This is a genomic window from Marinospirillum perlucidum, from assembly GCF_003336805.1.
Taxonomy (GTDB): domain Bacteria; phylum Pseudomonadota; class Gammaproteobacteria; order Pseudomonadales; family Halomonadaceae; genus Marinospirillum; species Marinospirillum perlucidum.
Window position 1 is genome coordinate 504,903 of sequence record NZ_QFWJ01000002.1, and the last position, 15,941, is coordinate 520,843.

The 15,941-nt window shown below is 54.3% G+C and carries 11 protein-coding genes and 1 tRNA gene; 7 read left to right on the forward strand and 5 right to left on the reverse strand.

Annotation, left to right across the window (positions count from 1 at the left end; translation table 11 throughout):
* The first annotated feature begins 88 nt into the window (after positions 1-88).
* Entirely contained in the window at positions 89-847 is a 759-nt protein-coding gene (locus DFK18_RS04760; protein ID WP_162299692.1) for an HNH endonuclease, read from the forward strand.
* A 233-nt stretch (positions 848-1,080) separates the two neighbouring features.
* Here DFK18_RS04760 and DFK18_RS04765 read toward each other — a convergent pair.
* Positions 1,081-1,157: transfer RNA gene (locus DFK18_RS04765), tRNA-Met, on the reverse strand.
* 221 nt (positions 1,158-1,378) lie between these two features.
* Here DFK18_RS04765 and phbB point away from each other — a divergent pair.
* Positions 1,379-2,116, forward strand: coding sequence for an acetoacetyl-CoA reductase (gene phbB / locus DFK18_RS04770; protein ID WP_114417064.1), 738 nt, complete (start codon positions 1,379-1,381; stop codon positions 2,114-2,116).
* A gap of 53 nt (positions 2,117-2,169) precedes the next feature.
* On the opposite strand, the gene DFK18_RS04775 is transcribed toward phbB, so the two are convergent.
* Positions 2,170-4,848 carry a DUF349 domain-containing protein gene (locus DFK18_RS04775; protein WP_114417065.1) on the reverse strand — a complete coding sequence of 893 codons (2,679 nt, stop codon included), beginning with the start codon at positions 4,846-4,848 and terminating at the stop codon, positions 2,170-2,172.
* A 204-nt stretch (positions 4,849-5,052) separates the two neighbouring features.
* Between DFK18_RS04775 and DFK18_RS04780 the strand changes: the two genes are divergently transcribed.
* The 5 genes from DFK18_RS04780 to sbcB all read left to right on the forward strand — a co-directional run bounded on the left by DFK18_RS04780 (position 5,053) and on the right by sbcB (position 10,880).
* Positions 5,053-7,488, forward strand: a complete 2,436-nt coding sequence (locus DFK18_RS04780) for a phosphoketolase family protein (protein WP_114417066.1) — start codon at positions 5,053-5,055, stop codon at positions 7,486-7,488.
* Positions 7,489-7,568: 80 nt separating this feature from the next.
* The gene (gene minC, locus DFK18_RS04785) at positions 7,569-8,273 is read left to right on the forward strand and encodes a septum site-determining protein MinC (RefSeq protein ID WP_114417067.1); all 705 of its coding nucleotides are present in this window, start codon (positions 7,569-7,571) and stop codon (positions 8,271-8,273) included.
* A gap of 43 nt (positions 8,274-8,316) precedes the next feature.
* Complete coding sequence (gene minD, locus DFK18_RS04790) at positions 8,317-9,129, forward strand: septum site-determining protein MinD (protein ID WP_114417068.1); 813 nt, start codon at positions 8,317-8,319, stop codon at positions 9,127-9,129.
* On the forward strand, positions 9,126-9,398 hold the full coding sequence (gene minE, locus DFK18_RS04795; RefSeq protein WP_114417069.1) for a cell division topological specificity factor MinE: 273 nt from the start codon (positions 9,126-9,128) through the stop codon (positions 9,396-9,398). The genes minD and minE overlap by 4 nt, the downstream gene beginning before the upstream one ends.
* A 12-nt stretch (positions 9,399-9,410) precedes the next feature.
* Entirely contained in the window at positions 9,411-10,880 is a 1,470-nt protein-coding gene (sbcB, locus tag DFK18_RS04800) for an exodeoxyribonuclease I (protein ID WP_114417070.1), read from the forward strand.
* On the opposite strand, the gene DFK18_RS04805 is transcribed toward sbcB, so the two are convergent.
* The 3 genes from DFK18_RS04805 to DFK18_RS04815 all read right to left on the reverse strand — a co-directional run bounded on the left by DFK18_RS04805 (position 10,874) and on the right by DFK18_RS04815 (position 15,705).
* Entirely contained in the window at positions 10,874-13,720 is a 2,847-nt protein-coding gene (locus DFK18_RS04805) for an insulinase family protein (RefSeq protein WP_114417071.1), read from the reverse strand. The two genes, sbcB and DFK18_RS04805, sit on opposite strands and share 7 nt — an antisense overlap.
* 64 nt (positions 13,721-13,784) lie before the next feature.
* A complete protein-coding gene (locus tag DFK18_RS04810; protein WP_114417072.1) occupies positions 13,785-14,453 on the reverse strand; it encodes an SOS response-associated peptidase in 669 nt (222 codons plus the stop codon).
* 1 nt (position 14,454) lies between these two features.
* Positions 14,455-15,705 carry a GGDEF domain-containing protein gene (locus DFK18_RS04815; RefSeq protein WP_114417073.1) on the reverse strand — a complete coding sequence of 417 codons (1,251 nt, stop codon included), beginning with the start codon at positions 15,703-15,705 and terminating at the stop codon, positions 14,455-14,457.
* Positions 15,706-15,941: the final 236 nt, after the last annotated feature.

Here is a 15,941-nt window from a genome sequence, read left to right on the forward strand (position 1 = left end):
TTAGAAGGAGAAGCATCTCGTACGGTTAACTGAATTTGAAACCTTGCCTGAGGTAGCTACTTGATGGTTTGTTTTCGAGAGGATGCGCATGAAACAGATCGAACAAAATGTCATTGCTGGTGTGCTGCCAGACCTTGATGGATATCGTTTTACTACAAAGCACTTCGTGAACCTTTTTGCTCGCCGTTATCCAGATGTTTACCAGGAGGTGGTGGACGAATACGGTGAAGGGGGGCGAGGATCAGGTCGCCACTATTCCGCTAACGTACACTTGGCTAAATCGCTTTCAAAATGTTCTAGCGAGCTTGGTGTCCGAATTATCGATGAGGTAAAGGCACCCCCCGACTGGGGTAATGCTGTTATTACGCTGTGGGATTATGATACAGAGGGGACAGGAACTGTACCGATAGAAAGGTCAGTTGAGAGAGATCTCGCCGATATTATTGAGAATCCAAATATTGAGGTCACTGAAAAAGAGCAATTAACTTTCGCTCGGATTGGCCAGGGCGCGTTTAGAAAGCGCCTGATCAAGTACTGGGGAGGTTGTGCTGTGACTGGTTGTAATGTTCTAAGTATGCTGGTCGCATCCCATATCAAACCATGGTCAGGCTCAGATCCTCGTGAGCGCCTTGATATCTATAACGGGCTCTTGCTCGTTCCAAACCTAGATCGGCTATTTGATCAAGGTTGGATTTCGTTTGATGGCAAGGGAAAAATTTTGATCTCTAACGCTATTGAGCGTCAGGTTCTTGATCTTCTTGGGGTTAAGAAAAACTCTAGGTTAAAGATAACGAGCGATCATGAGCACTATCTTGCGTATCATCGAGACCATATCTTTAAGGGATAGTATCTGCACTGTCTACTCTCATGGCAGAGTAGACAGTGCTAAGTAATTTTTAACGAGGAAATGAACCTGACAACCCTTCCGGGTCTTTGCGGGTTATTTCAGCATCATAATTTTTCTGCCAAATGCTGAGACTTTCAGAATCTTGGCTCTGGGTTGCAATAAAGCTTCTGTCTATAGACACTAAAACGAAAAAAGGCGAATCAACTTGGTTGTTGATTCGCCTTCTAGAATCTTGGTAGCGGGGGCCGGATTTGAACCGACGACCTTCGGGTTATGAGCCCGACGAGCTACCAGGCTGCTCCACCCCGCATCAGATGGCGCGTATTATATCGATTCCTGAGAGCCTGTCAAGACACTACTAAAGATTGTTTTAAATCAGTGGCCTAATCTGTAGCCTGTGGCTTAAAGTTAATGTCATTAAGGCACAGGATAATAACGATAAGCCCTAGACCAAAAAGAAAAGAAAGGGCGTCTGTGTAACGGCCTAAGTGCCGAATTTTGAGTAGTACAACACACTAGAGGGAGAAAATTATGGATAAGCAAGTAGCTTGGGTTACTGGTGGTACCGGCGGTATAGGTACGGGCATTTGTCGTGCGCTGGCCGATGCTGGCTATCAGGTGGTCGCCGGTTATTCCAATGAAGAAAAAGCCAAGGCCTGGCAGGAAGAGCAGAAGAAAGCCGGTTATGACCTGGGCATCAGCTATGCCGATGTGGCGGATTTTGATTCAGTGGGTCGCAGCCTGGCTGAAATCCGTGAAAATTTTGGCAAGGTTTCTGTTCTGGTCAATAATGCCGGTGTCACTGCGGATGGTATGCTGAAGAAACTGGATGTGGATAAGTGGCATGCCGTTTTGAGAACCAATCTGGACAGTGTTTATAACACCTCTAAAAACTGCCTGGACGACATGCTGGCCGAAGGTTATGGCCGTATTATCAATATCTCTTCAATCAATGCTGAAAAAGGCCAGATGGGGCAGACCAACTACTCGGCAGCCAAGGCCGGGATGCATGGCTTTACCAAGGCGCTGGCTCAGGAAACCGCCAAGAAGGGCATTACCGTTAATACTATTTCTCCTGGCTATATCGCCACGGACATGATCATGAAGATCAAGGAAGAAATTCGTGAGGGCATCAAGGCCCAGATTCCGGTGGGTCGCTTTGGTGAGCCAGAAGATATTGCGCGTATCGTGGTCTTTTTGGCCGACGAGAAGGCGAGCTTTATCACCGGCTCCAATATTTCCGCGAACGGTGGTCAGTTCATGCACTGATCACCCGGTGATCATTCGTTGTTTTTTTAAGCAGGCCATCCGGCCTGCTTTTTTTATTGCAAAAGGCTTTGCAGCGCAGTAATAAAGCGCTCGGCTTCCTGACCCTGACGGCTTTGGATTTTCTCTTCCCAATCCTTGAGTAGTTCCTGCGCTTCTTCCTGGCGATCACTGGCCGTGGCTTCACCTTTGATACCGGCATTGAGCCTTTCCACCTGTAGCTGCATCTTCAGGGCCTGATCGACTTCAGGCACCGGGATACCTGCCAGGGTCTCCATATTAATAGCCAGCTTGCGGGCTAATTCTGGGTCAGTGATTGCCTGATCCTGGGGCAGGGCTTCCCAGCGGGAGGCGAGTTGTTCCTGCAGGGCCTGATTTTTCTGCTGTTGCTTGCGCTCTTGCAGTTGCCCGGCGAACTGGGCGAGGTTTTCTTCCCAGGTGGCTTTTTCCTCACGAGGTACGGAAGTGATGCGTTTCAGTTCCTGATAAAGCCGGTTGGCTGCTTCCAGTTCGCCAGCTTGCAGGTGGTTCTGTGCGCTCTCCAGTTGCTGCTGGGCCGCTTGGAACTGCTCCTGACGCGCCTGCTGCTGGTGAGTTCGCTCTTGATCACGCTTGTTGAAGAGCTGATCGCAGGCGGCGCGGAATTCTTTCCAGAGTTGGTGTTCCAGGCTGCCGGGGGCGCGGCCTTGCTGACGCCAGTCCTGCTGCAGTTGTTTGCTTTTTTGGGTGGCGGCCTGGAGGTTGTCTTCTTCCAGCAGCTGTCGGGCTTCTTCAATCAGTTGACGCTTGGCATCGGCATTTTTCTGGCGTAGCTGATGCAGTTGATCCTTGATGGGTTGCAGTGCCTGCTGGAAGCGTTCTGCCAGGCGCTTGCCATCCGCCCGATTGACGGGGGTGAAGCGGTGCCATTCATCGTGAATTTTGGTCAGTAGCTGATCGAGTGCCTTTTCATCCAGCTGGAGTAGCTGCTCTCCCCGGCTGAGTTCTTCCAGTTCTTCACAGATGATGCGGCGTTGCTGCTGGTTGTACTGGCGTTGTTGCGCCTGTTCGGCAAACCAGGCTTTGCAGGGTTCATAAGCTTGATCGGCAGCCTGCTTGAAGCGTTGCCAGAGTTCTTTGCTGGCTGCAGCCGAGCCAAGTTCACGCCACTCCTGTTGCAGGGCCTGGATACGGTCGGCCTTGGCCTGGGGTTCCATGCTCTGGTCTTCAGCCAGTTGTTCCATCTGCTCGCACAGGCTTTCGCGTTTGGGCGCGGCCACAAAGCCTTGCCAATCTTTAAGTTCTGCCGTTAAAGCGGCCAGTTTTTTCAGCCGGGGGGCAAAGGGTTGGCGCTGTTTTTCGGAAACCGCATCCAGCTGCCCTTGCAGTTTTTGCAGGAGTTTCTGGGCCGGGCGGGTTTTTCCGGCATCCAGCAGCGACTGGAGTTCATTCAATTCGGCTTCAATTGCCTGGCTATCCAGTTGCTGGGTGGCTTCACGCGGTTTGACTGCCTGAGGGCGGGCCTGACGCAGGCGTTCCTCAAGCTGTTGCAGTTCCGTGCTGACCGCTAGCGATGCAGGCCAGGCAATTTTCTGCTGAAGTTTCTGGGCTGCAGCCAACTGTTGAGAGGACCAGTCAGGCTCGATCAAAAGAAGCTGTAGGTCTGGCCGGTGTTCGCTCAGACGCTCACAAGCCGCTTCGACCTCCTGCAGGAACTGCAGGGCGGTCTGCCAGTTCTTTTTCTGTGCCTTGGATGCTGGGTGGGCCTGCAGGCTGGTTTCCCAGCGCTCCTGGAGTGCTTCCCGATTGCTTCGAGTATCCATGGCGTCGGGTGCCGCGTTGCGGGCTTCTTCTGCCAGTTGTTGCAGATCTTCCAGCAGTTTTTCCTGGAGTTCGGCGGCCTGCTGGCGGGCGTGTTCCTGGCGCTGGCGCTCTGCTTCTTCTGCAGCCAGACGTTGGGCCTCTTCCTGGGCCAGTTTCAGTAGGCGATTGAATTCTGCTTCCAGGCTGTCGGCGGCAGTAAAGTCGGCCAAATCTTGCCACTGGCGTTGCAGGTGTTCCAGGCGGGCGGCAAAGAGCTGTTGTTCCTGGCTTTTCAGTAGTTGGGCCAGTTGTTCGCTAAGGCGCTGTTTTTGTTCCAAGGCATCCTGGAGTTCTTGCTCCTTGGCCTTGAGGGCATTGAGTTTGTCGCGGGCCAGACGTTGTACCCGCTTGTCACCGGTGGCTTCCTTGACCAGGGTTTCCAGGGCCGCTTCGGAAACGATGGCTTGGGCAGCTTCCTGACGAATCTTGGCCAGGCTGTTGCTCAGGGCGATTTCCAGCCATAGCTCTTCTTCGGTATCCAATTGCTGGAGGGCAGCCTGGCGTACTTCCAGCGCTTTTGCTTCCTGAATCAATTGGCGCAGCAGTTGCGGATGACGAAGGCTGTTGAGAAGCTGCTGTTGCTCTTCTTGTAGCTGGGTCCAACGGCTCAGTTGCTGGCCAAGAAAAGCAACCAGTGTTTTTTCCAGTTCTGCGCTCAGTCGTTGCTGGTCATGCAAAAGCTCGATCAGTGGTTGCAGATCGGGAAATTGGGGCAGGGCTTTTTCCAACAGTGAGGCGTCGGTTTCTTTTTGCAACCAGGCCAGGGCTTCCTGTTGTTGGGCAGGGTCATTCAAATCCAGCCTTTCCAGGGCCATCAAGCGGATACTACGCTTGTGATGAGCCAGCGTGGGTTTGAAAAAGCGCGGTGCTATACGGACTAACAGCGAATTCATGACTTGAGATTGCCCTTGCTACCAAGAAGTATAAAAAATAAAAATCGGTTTTTCAGTCAGTTGTCTTTCCGCCAGCAGGTGCAAAGCTGAATCAGGACGAATAGACTAGAAGAAAAATCAACTGCCCCGACGGGAAAACTCCTCATTCTAACAGATGAGACCGCCGGTCGCGCAGTATAAGTTGTCGCCTTTCAAGGAGTTTTTATGACCAAGGGTTTCCAGAACCACCCCGAAGACCTGTCTCATATCGAGCAGGAAGCCGCAAGATTAAGAGCTGCTAATCCTGATTTTGCTGCCTGGGCCGAGGGGCAGGGTGTGGTGGTTCATCAGCCGCAAACCCAGGTGCGGATTGCCGAATTGCTGGATTTGCTGGAACAGCGGGGAGGCTCCTCCAAGGAACTGCTGGAAGCACTCAAGGCCGCTGACCAGTTGGTTAACGCGGGTCTCTGGCTGGTGGTGCATGCGACCTATGCGCGCAGGGTCGACATTGACGGTCAGCCGCTGGCTGCTGAAGATTTCAAGAAGGACCCCCAGGGGCACACAGGTGGCTCCCTGAATATGGTGCCAGCCTATGTGGGCTATATGCTGGCTAATCAGTTGACCGGTTTTACCCGTAGTTGGCTGATGGAGCAGGGCCATTGTGTCGCTGCAATCGACAGCATCAATCTCTTGCTGGGCAACCAGAAAAAACGCCATGCCGAAGCCTATCCCGAATGGAATTCAGAAGTGCTCAGCCGTTTTGTTCAGGATTTTTATTCCTATGCTCTGACGGATGACGGGCGTCCGGCTTCGCCGCTGGGTAGCCACATGAACGTCAATACGGCCGGGGCTGTCAGTGAAGGCGGTTATCTGGGCTTTACTGCGCTGCAATATGTGCATGCCAGTGAAAAAAATGAGCGTCTGGTGACTTTCTTGTCCGATGGAGCTTTTGAAGAGCAGAGAGGCAGTGACTGGGCTCCCCTTTGGTGGCGTGCCGAGGATTCCGGCAGTGTGGTGCCGATCATGATTGCCAATGGGCGGCGCATCGATCAGCGTTCTACCCTGGTGATGGAAGGTGGAGCCGACTGGTTTGCCACTCATTTGAGTCATCATGGTTTTCAGCCCAGTATCATTGATGGGCGCGATCCGGCCGCTTTTGCCTGGGGCATCATTATGGGTGAGCTGTGGCTGGATGATGAAGCGGCAGCGATTGCCCAGGGTGAGGCCCAGTATCCGGCGCGCCTGCCTTATATTATTGCCGAAGCGCCCAAGGGTTATGGTTTTCCCGGTGCAGGCACCAATCGGGCGCATGGTACTCCGTTGCCAGGCAATCCTTCTAAGGATGCCGATTCCCTACGCCTCTTTAATGAAGGGGCTGCGCGCCTTTGGGTGAAGCCTGAAGTCCTTCACAAAGCCGCACAGGTTTTCAAGCAGCATGAAAAACAGCAGCGGCCACTGGAAAGGGATCACCCCCTGGCTGCCCGTCAGGTAGAAAGGCCTGTGATACCGGCCACGCCGCAGTTGGATTCGCAAACGAAGGCTTCTCCCATGGAAGCCGTGGACGTGGCCTTCTGTGCGCTGGTCAAGGCCAACCCACATCTGCGGGTCCGGGTGGGTAATCCGGATGAAATCTCCAGCAATAATATGAAACTGACCCTGGCCAAGCTCAAGCATCGGGTGGCTTCACCGGAAATATCCCAGGATGAAGCCCTGGATGGTGCGGTGATCACCGCCTTGAACGAAGAGGCCGTTGTCAGCGCGGCATTGGCCAATAAGGGCGGCCTGAATCTGGTGGTCTCTTATGAAGCCTTTGCCGTCAAAATGCTGGGTGCCCTGCGTCAGGAAATCATCTTTTCGCGTCATCAGCTGGAGCAGGGTGAGCAGCCGGGTTGGCGTTCCTTGCCGGTGATTTCCAGCTCCCACCTGTGGGAAAACGGTAAAAATGAACAGTCACACCAGGACCCTACTTTGGCCGAGGCCCTGCTGGGTGAAATGGCCGATGTTGCCCGTGTGATCTTTCCGGCGGATGCTGCTTCTGCGGCTGAAGCCCTCTTGGAGGTTTACCAACACCAGGGCCAGATTGCTAATCTGGTGATTCCCAAGCGCGCCCTGCCCCAACTGCTGACTCCCGAACAGGCCGGGCAGCTGGCTCGTGACGGTGGACTGCTGGTGGCCGGGGAAGCCACGGCACCCCTGCAACTGGTGGCGATCGGTGCTTATCAGTTGCAGCAGGCTTGGCAAGCCTGGGAGCGGTTGCAAGCCAAGGGGCAGGATGCCTCTCTGGTGTATTTGCAGGAACCGGCTCGCTTCCGTCAGCCGCGTGATCAGCGTGAAGCCGATTACCTGGCTCCTGCTGCCGTGGTCGAGTCCCTCTTTCCTGCTGCGGTGGAAAAACGACTTTTCCTCTGCCATACCCGCCCGGAAGCAATTCTGGGTCAACTGCGCCCTCTGGATCTGGGGCCTCAAGCCACACGGGCGCTGGGCTATATCAACCGGGGCGGTACTCTGGATGTCAGTGGTTTACTACTGGCTAACCGCTGCAGTTGGGCTCACGCCCTTCAGGCATTGGCCGAAATGCAGGGCATCGACAGTCAACAGTGGCTGGAGACGGAAGAAATTGCTGCCCTGGAAGGTCAGGGTGGCCTACAAAAAATCCTGTAAATATTGGCCTCTCGCCAGAGGGTGAAGTATTTTATAGAGGAGTCTTATGCAAATCAGAGTCGCACGTCAGGAGAGGTTTTATGGCTGATGCAGCACAACCCAGATTGAATCTGGTAACCCTGCCTCTGAAATTGAGAGGCACCTCCCTGCCTGCGACTCTGCTGCAGCCCATGACTGCTCAGGTGCCTGTGCTGATCAAGGCACTGGAAAAACGCTTGCAGGAAGGCTCGGCCCTGTTGGGTAAGGCTCCTCTGGTGATTGAGCTGGGGCATTTGCAGGAGGCCTTTGATCTGGCCGGATTCCAGAGTGAATGTGAACGCCTGAATATCCGCCTGCTGGCCGTGCGTTCTTCTGACCCCCAGCAGCAGACCCTCGCCAAACAGTTGGGGCTGATGGCCTTGAATACCCAGGAACGGCCTGCCAATGCAGCCAACCAGGAAGAACTGGCGCGTACTCAGGTGCACGAAGGAACCGTGCGCAGCGGTCAGCAAATCATCCAGGATAAGGGCGATCTGGTGATTCTGGGCGGTGTTAATCCGGGCGCGGAAGTCCTGGCCAGCGGCCAGATTCATATTTATGGTCCCTTACGTGGGCGGGCTCTGGCCGGTATCCACGGAGATCGTCAAGCGCGGATTTTTACCCTGCAGCTGGCTGCTGAGCTGGTCGCCATTGCTGGCAGTTATCAAACCAATTTCAATGGAGATTCTCAAGCCGGAGAGGGTGCCGTAACCATCTGGCTGGAGAAGGAAAGACTCCTGTATCGTCAATTGACTCCAGCAGGCTGATATCTGCTTTGAGGGTCCCGGCAATAAAAAGAAGGACAGTAACTTGGCCAAGATTATTGTAATTACCTCCGGCAAGGGCGGCGTGGGGAAAACCACCACCTGCGCTTCCCTGGGCACGGGTTTGGCATTGCGTGGCTACAAAACCGTCATGATTGATTTTGATGTGGGACTGCGCAATCTGGATTTGATGCTGGGCTGTGAAAGACGCGTGGTTTATGACCTGATCAATGTGATTCAGGGAGAAGCCAGTCTGCATCAGGCCTTGATCCGTGATAAGCGCGCCGATGATCTCTTCCTCCTGCCTGCCTCGCAAACCCGCGACAAGGATGCCCTGACCCTGGAAGGAGTCGAGCAGGTGCTGCAGGCCCTGACCCTGGATTTTGATTATATTCTCTGTGATTCGCCTGCGGGGATTGAGCGCGGCGCTCAGTTGGCCATGTATTTTGCCGATGAGGCTATCCTGGTCACCAACCCGGAAATCTCATCGGTCAGAGATACGGATAGGGTCATCGGCCTGCTGCAGGCCAAAACCCAGGCAGCCAAGAATGGTGGCAAAGTGGCTGAACATCTCTTGCTGACACGTTATAACACCCAGCGAGTGGTGGAAGGCGAGATGCTGTCGCTGGAGGATGTGCAGGATATCCTGGCGGTTCCCCTGGTGGGCGTGATTCCTGAATCCGAATCGATTCTCAAAGCATCCAATCAAGGGGTTCCGGTGATTCACGAAACCACCGCAGCGGCGAGTATTGCCTATCAGGATGCAGTCTCCCGATTGCTGGGTGAAGAGTGCCCGCTTAAATTCGTAGAACCTGAAAAGCAGGGCTTTTTTAGCCGCATGTTTGGAGGACGGAAATGAAACTGACCGGTTTTTTCCAGCGGGGCGCACCTGCATCCGCCAGTGCGGCCAAGGAAAGGCTGAAAATCCTGTTGGCCCATGAACGCAGTTTCAGGAGTCAGCCGGAATTCCTGCCCCGGATGCAGCAGGATCTTGTCGATGTGGTTAGACGCTATATCAGTGTCAGCAGCGACCAGGTGCAGGTGGATTTTAATCAGCATGATATGATCTCGGTACTGGAAATCAACGTGACCTTTCCAGAAGAGGAGTTCTCCAAAGTATCCAATTAACCAGGGTAGAAAATGACTTCCAAGGCTCAAGACACGACCTTCCTATGGCACGATTATGAAACCTTTGGTGCCGATCCGCGTCGTGATCGCCCCTGCCAGTTTGCCGCCATACGCACTGATCAGGATTTCAATGAAATCGGCGAACCGCAAATGTTTTACTGCCAGCCGGCCGATGACTACCTGCCTCACCCCCAGGCTTTGCTGGTAACCGGTATTACCCCGCAGGAAGCCAGCCGTCACGGGCTGCCGGAAGCGGAATTTGCCCAGCGTATTCAGGAGCTGATGAGCCAGCCGGGTACCTGCTCCTTGGGCTACAACTCCCTGCGCTTTGATGATGAAGTCAGTCGCCATCTCTTTTATCGTAATTTTTTTGATCCCTATGCGCGGGAGTGGCAAAACGGCAATTCACGCTGGGATTTGATAGATCTGGTTCGGGCAACCTATGCCCTGCGCCCTGAAGGCATTAACTGGCCGATGAAAGAAGAGGGGGTGCCCAGTTTTCGCCTGGAGGATTTGACTGCCGCCAATGGTATCCAACATGGCGATGCTGCCCATGATGCCCTGGCTGATGTTCGAGCAACCATTGCTCTGGCACGCCTGCTGAAAGACAAGCAGCCGCGTTTGTTTGACCACCTGTTGCAGCTGCGTAGCAAGCATCAGGTCAGCCCTCTGTTGCAGTTGGAAAACCCCAAGCCGCTGTTGCATATTTCCAGCCGCTATCCAGCCAGCCGGGGCTGTGCTGCCTTGGTATTGCCCTTGGCCAAGCATCCCACCAATCCCAATGGCGTCATTGTTTTTGATCTCTCGGCTGATCCGGCTCCCCTGGCAGACCTGACCAGTGAGCAGCTGCAGGAAAGAATTTTTACCCCCGCTGCCGAATTGGAAGCACAGGGCTTGGCTCGTGTTCCCCTGAAGGTGGTACACATCAATCGCTGCCCGGTTCTTCTGCCCGCCAAGGCGATGGAGCCTCATCTGGCCAACCGTGTGGGCATGGACCTGGCAGTGAATGAAGCCCACTGGCAGGCGCTGGTTGCCCTGGGTGACCTGACAGAAAAGGTTCAGGCCGTTTTTCAGCCGCGTACCGAGGGGCAGAGTCAGGACCCTGACCTGCAGCTTTATTCCGGCCCCTTCTTTTCCAATCACGACAAGCAGCTGCTGGCCCAGATTCGAGCCAGCCATCCCGAGGAAATGGGTGAGCTACAGCCGGGGTTTGAAGACCCGCGGTTGGATGAGATGCTGTTTCGCTATCGGGCCAGAAACTGGCCGGAGACCCTGACTTCGTCGGAAAGGGAACGCTGGGATGAATTTCGCTGGCAGAAGATGAATTCACCCCAACTCTCCAGCCTGACACTGGAGGGCTTGCAGCAGGAATTGATTCAGATGAGCCAGCAGCCCCTGGATGAGCAACAGATGTTTCTTCTCCAGGAGCTGCAGCTTTATGTGGAATCCATTCTGCCGCTGCAGTTTATGGAAGCCTACTGAAGGGGCCAGCTATCCGGTTTGGCATCACGGCCGGGTAGGAGGCCTTCATGGCGATCCGGCGAGCTGCCCAGGAGGTAGAAGCCCATCTCCACATTCATCATCTGGATGTAGTAGTCGATGATCTCTTCCTGGGATAGTTGCTGAACCACTTCGGCCAGAGCCTGCTGGCGATCGAATTCCAGTCGCTTCAGGCCGATTTCCCTCCAGAAACCCTCGACTCGCTGAGCCAGTCGCTTGTCTTTTTCGGTCAGGCGACTGACCAGGCTTTGTTGATGCTGGCTAAAGTCCTGCTCGGAAAGATCTTCCAGCCGCCTCAGATCACTGCGCAGAAAGGCTTCAATGGCTGAGGCTAGGTCGCTGGCAGCTGTTGCAGGCGACTGGATATAGTAGAAGAGTCCAGGCAGAGTCTGTAGCGGCAAGAAGTGACTGTAAACCGCATAGCCCAGTTGTTGCTGGGTACGTAGCTCATGGAAAAAAGCGGCGGCTTGCAGTTGGTTAATCAGACGCAGGCGGGCTTCCTCTTCCAGGCTGGCATTCCTGCCTTGAATATAGAAAAGCAGGCCCCGGTCGTTATGCACCAGGTGTAGCTCCTGACTCCAGTAGCCGGCCGGCACCTGACGAACCTGACGATCTTCCAGTTGTTCCTCGGCGATACGGGGTTCTAGTTGCTGATCCAGCATTTGCATCAGGGTGCCGGTTTGTTCGCGGGAGATATTACCCCAGGCCAGAACCTGCAAATGCAGTTGCTGGGTAAAATCCTCCAGAAAATGCTTGAGATCCTGGCTGTTGAGTTGCTGCAGGTTGTTTAGCTGCTCTTCGGGTGTCCAACTGGGGCTGGTGGTGTTGCGGAAAAGCTGGCGAACCAGTTGCTGGGACAAGCGCTGGCGGCTCAGATTATGCAGTTGCTGTTCCAGGCTTTGGCTGAGGCGTTGGTATTGGTCGTCTGTCACCTGACCTGTGAGTAGTGAGGTAACCAGTTCTTGGGCCAGTCGCTGTTGTTCTGAGGAATAGCCGCCCAGTACCAGAGTAATGCCCTTGCTGTGGCCATACACCTGGTAATTGAGACCGGCCAGGCGTGCCGGATAGCCTTTGGTATTCAGTTCGTCCTCCAGCCAGCGAGCAGCCAGCTGGCTGAGCAGCTGTTGATTGAGATCTCCGGGCACCTGGGGGTTCTGCAGGCTGATATGAATACGGGCCTTGGGTAATCCGAAACTGGTATCCAGACCGTGCCAGACCTGTATGCCTGCAGAGGTATCCAGGCGTTGGGGCCGGGTTTGATTCTCTCCCTCTAAAAGCTCCAGATTGCGGGGCAAATAGGGGTTGGGTTCGGGCAGCTGCAGTTGCAGGTCAGCCGGAGCTTCTGGCAGGCTGGCCTCCTCCTGGCTCAGGGGTTGCTGCAGCCGGTATTCAGTGGGCACCCAGGTGGTGGTTTGATCCGTTTCGACCTCGGGGCTGGTGTGGACGATCAGCCGGTTTTGCGGTGTTAGTTGATTCAGGTATTGCCGGATCAATTCAGGATTGAAGTGGTCCCAGGCATAGGGTGCTCTCAGCAGATCCTCCAGCGGGTAATCCTTCATCTGAACGGCCAGATGGGTGACCAGTTGTGAAGGTTCGGGTCTTTCCGAATAACGGAAATTAAGCCGGGCCATCAGGGCATTTTCTTCAAAGCGCCAGGCCTCTATACCCTGCTGGCGCACCAGGTCGATCCAGGCAAATACGGCTGCTTGTATCTCCTCCAGGTGGCGATCGCCTTCCTCGGTTAACTGCAGGGTGATGCTGAAAAGGGCTTCCTGGCCGAGGTGGTTTTGGGAGCCAGCGGACAAGGCAGTTACCCAGCCCCGTTGTTTCAGTTGTTCGAGAAGGCTGCCCTCACCTTCATGGCCAATCAGGTGGCCCAGGTAGCTGGCAGGCTTGCTGGCATACTGCTCAGTCGGGTCGGGGATGGGGAAGAGAAGTTGTAGTTCCCGATGCTGGCGTAGGGGTTTGATATCCAGGCGTGCTGGCAGGCTTTCTATGGGGAGCAGGCTAGGCCAGTCTGCACTGCTGGTCTGGGTATTTCCGTCCAGGTCGCTGAAATATTCTCTGGCCAGTTTTTCCAGTTGATCCAGATTTTGGGGGCCCAGAATCACCAGTGACATCTTTTGGGGTTGATAGTGACGCTCGTAAAAACGGACCAAGGCCGGACGCAGTTGCGGGTCCGTGACATCCAGGCTTTGCCGGTTGCCGGCAGTAAAGCGTGAAGCGGGATGTTCAGGATTGAGGGCTTGGCGCAGTGCATCAAGACGGCGGCGGCCATCATCCTGCAGGGTGCCGCTCCATTCGGAATCCACGGCCTGTACTTCGCGCTCCAGGTATTCGGGGGTCAGCAGAGGGTCGACAAAAAAGCGGGAAAAGCGATGCAGAGCCCTATCCAGGTGCTGGGGGCGGATATCAAAGAAGTAGTTGGTGGCGCGGGGAGCGGTAAAGGCGTTATAGCTGCCTCCCTGCTGGCGGATAAATTTTTGGTAGCCATCCGCTTCGGGAAACTCTTCGGTACCTAAAAAGAGCATGTGCTCCAGATAATGGGCGAGTCCGGGCCAGGCCTCGGGTTCATGGTAGCTGCCTGCAGCGATATTCATCGAAGCGGCTGCTTTTTCAGCCTGGGGGTCACTGATCAATAAAAGTGTCAGGCCGTTGTCCAGGCCGAGGCTGCGATAACTGCGCTGATCTTCAGGGCTGTTATGGGGTGTGGGGAGTCGATCCATAAATGACTGAATACCGAATTGGGAGCAGGCAGTCAGACTGGCCGTGACGAGGGCCAGAAGGAGTACCTTGGGAAAAAGATGTCTGATGCGGGTCATAGGGGTTCCTGAAACCTTGGGCGATAACTAGCTTTACGGGCATTAAAAATGGGTAAAAGTTCCCTTACGAAGGTCGACGCCTTTCGGCAATTGGCGAGGCAACCTGGGAGCTTTGATTGGCCGGGTCCTTGACCAGATCACTGACTGGGTAGCATTCCAGCGGGTAGTCGCTGGTTAATAAGGGTCGAAGCTGTGCCAGGGGTGTTTGCGGATCAAGCCAGGCGGCTAATTGCTGAGAGTCCAGGGCCAGGGGCAGGCGTTCTGTGAGTTTGCCCAGCCAGGGATCAGCGGCAACACTAATCAGTCCAAAGGAGTCATAGTGTCTGCCCGGTGCCACCGGGTAACGGGTCCAGAGGCCTGCCAGGAAAAACGGCCGGTTATGAGGGCGACGAACCGCAAAAGGCTGTTTTTGGCGTTTTAGCTGGGCCCAGATGTAGTAGCCCGTCACTGGTAGAAGACAGCGGCGTTGTTGCCAGCTCTCCTTGAACATAGGGCTGGATTCCAGTCTTTCGCTGCGAATGATGTAGGGGGCCTGATGTAACTGTTTCATCCAGGCGGGCGTGAAGCTCCAGAAGGCCTGATCCAGTGTCCAGCTTTCTCCGAACTGACGCAGTATCGACAGGGGCTGGCTGGGTGCCAGATTGAACCCGGTTATCAGGTCTGCCATCTGGGTGACCGGACGCCCCGCTTCCAGCTCGATGTTGAAAGGGGTGATGATCAGACGACCACTCATTTTACTTAGCCAAAGCGATCTGGTTGCGCCCGCCTTTTTTGGCCTTGTAGAGTGCCTGGTCGGCGGCTTTGATGACCTCTTCGGGATTACCCAGTTCCGGCCCTCGCTCAGCAATACCCATGCTGATGGTGACACTGACCCAGTCGCGATCGGTTTTCGATCTTTTCTTCTTACCTTCTTTATCTTTATCAGGGCGACTCTTCTCGTCCCTGATCTTGACCTGATAGTTTTCTATGGCGACACGCAGTTTTTCCAGGTAGGGCTTGGCCTGCTCCGCCGTCTTGCCGGGGAACACCAGAGTAAATTCTTCCCCGCCATAACGATAGGCCTTGCCACCGCCACTGACACGTTTGAGCTGGGCAGCAACCATCTTGAGGACCTGATCCCCGAGGTCGTGACCATAGGTGTCGTTAAAGTTCTTGAATTTGTCGACATCCGACATGGCGATGGCGTAGTTTCGACCCAGTCGCTGAAGGCGTTCATTCAGGGCCCGACGACCGGGAAGACCGGTGAGATCATCACGAAAAGCCATTTGAAAGGCCTCATGCAAAACGGCCAAACTAAGCATAACCAGGGCCATAGCGGTGGCCAGCTGTGGAATCAGTTCTTCGGCAAAATGCGGCAGCATGAGAACGCTAGCCGTTAAAGCGACCCACTGGGCAGCAAAATACGGCTGGGGATTGAGTAGCAGTTGTATAAAGAGGACAACAAGAGAGATCAGAAAGACAAAAAAGGAGATTTGTGGCAGTCCCAGACTTTCCAGGTAAAAAGAAGGGTAGTGAACCGGCGTGAACAGTTGATCCAGCTGCAAAGGGAAACGCAGAGCTACAGCCACTGTAATGGTAAGGATTAGACCGAAAACCAGACTGCGAAGCAAAAGGTCTTGGAGAAGATGAAAGCGCTCCGTCCACAGGGAGTTAACCAGTATAAATAGCGGTAGAAAAAAACTGAGCAGGTTGTAAGCCATTTCAGGTTGCAGGATGGCTGCTGCGCCCTGAGTGGCGGGCTGGTTAATCGTCAGCATTAACGCCTGGTAGCCACCAAATACAAAGAGGATGGCAAAAAAGTTACGCGTGCGGGCATAACTCAGGGTAAGCAGGGCACCAATTAAAGCAAAGAGCCAGATACTCAGATCTACAAGATGAGTAAGCTCACCAGGCAGGAGCTCAAACACAAGAATAAAGAGAACAGCAGCTGCCAGAAGAAGAGGGGCAATGAATAAAGAAAACAAATGGGTCAGACGGTGACGCACGGATAATTCCTTCTATATATAAGGGCTGTAGGTAGACCCCTGAACCACATTAGGATGCTCATCGAGTATAAAGCTTCAACACCTCTTTGCGTAGTCTGTAATTTTTTTTCACCAACCCCTTGCATCTGAAAAATTAGTGCCTATAATACGCCTCTCTTGTCGGGGAGGCAGCGGTTTCGACCGGTGTTGAGGAGCTGGCAAGAGGTCTGCAAGAAGTTGTTTTTTGGAAGTTTTTT

Coding starts and splice junctions, on each gene's coding strand:
- DFK18_RS04805 (WP_114417071.1), bottom strand. CDS start 13,720: ATGACCCGCATCAGACATCTTTTTCCCAAGGTACTCCTTCTGGCCCTC.
- DFK18_RS04810 (WP_114417072.1), bottom strand. CDS start 14,453: ATGAGTGGTCGTCTGATCATCACCCCTTTCAACATCGAGCTGGAAGCG.
- minE (WP_114417069.1), top strand. CDS start 9,126: ATGAAACTGACCGGTTTTTTCCAGCGGGGCGCACCTGCATCCGCCAGT.
- minC (WP_114417067.1), top strand. CDS start 7,569: ATGGCTGATGCAGCACAACCCAGATTGAATCTGGTAACCCTGCCTCTG.
- phbB (WP_114417064.1), top strand. CDS start 1,379: ATGGATAAGCAAGTAGCTTGGGTTACTGGTGGTACCGGCGGTATAGGT.
- sbcB (WP_114417070.1), top strand. CDS start 9,411: ATGACTTCCAAGGCTCAAGACACGACCTTCCTATGGCACGATTATGAA.
- DFK18_RS04780 (WP_114417066.1), top strand. CDS start 5,053: ATGACCAAGGGTTTCCAGAACCACCCCGAAGACCTGTCTCATATCGAG.
- DFK18_RS04775 (WP_114417065.1), bottom strand. CDS start 4,848: ATGAATTCGCTGTTAGTCCGTATAGCACCGCGCTTTTTCAAACCCACG.
- DFK18_RS04760 (WP_162299692.1), top strand. CDS start 89: ATGAAACAGATCGAACAAAATGTCATTGCTGGTGTGCTGCCAGACCTT.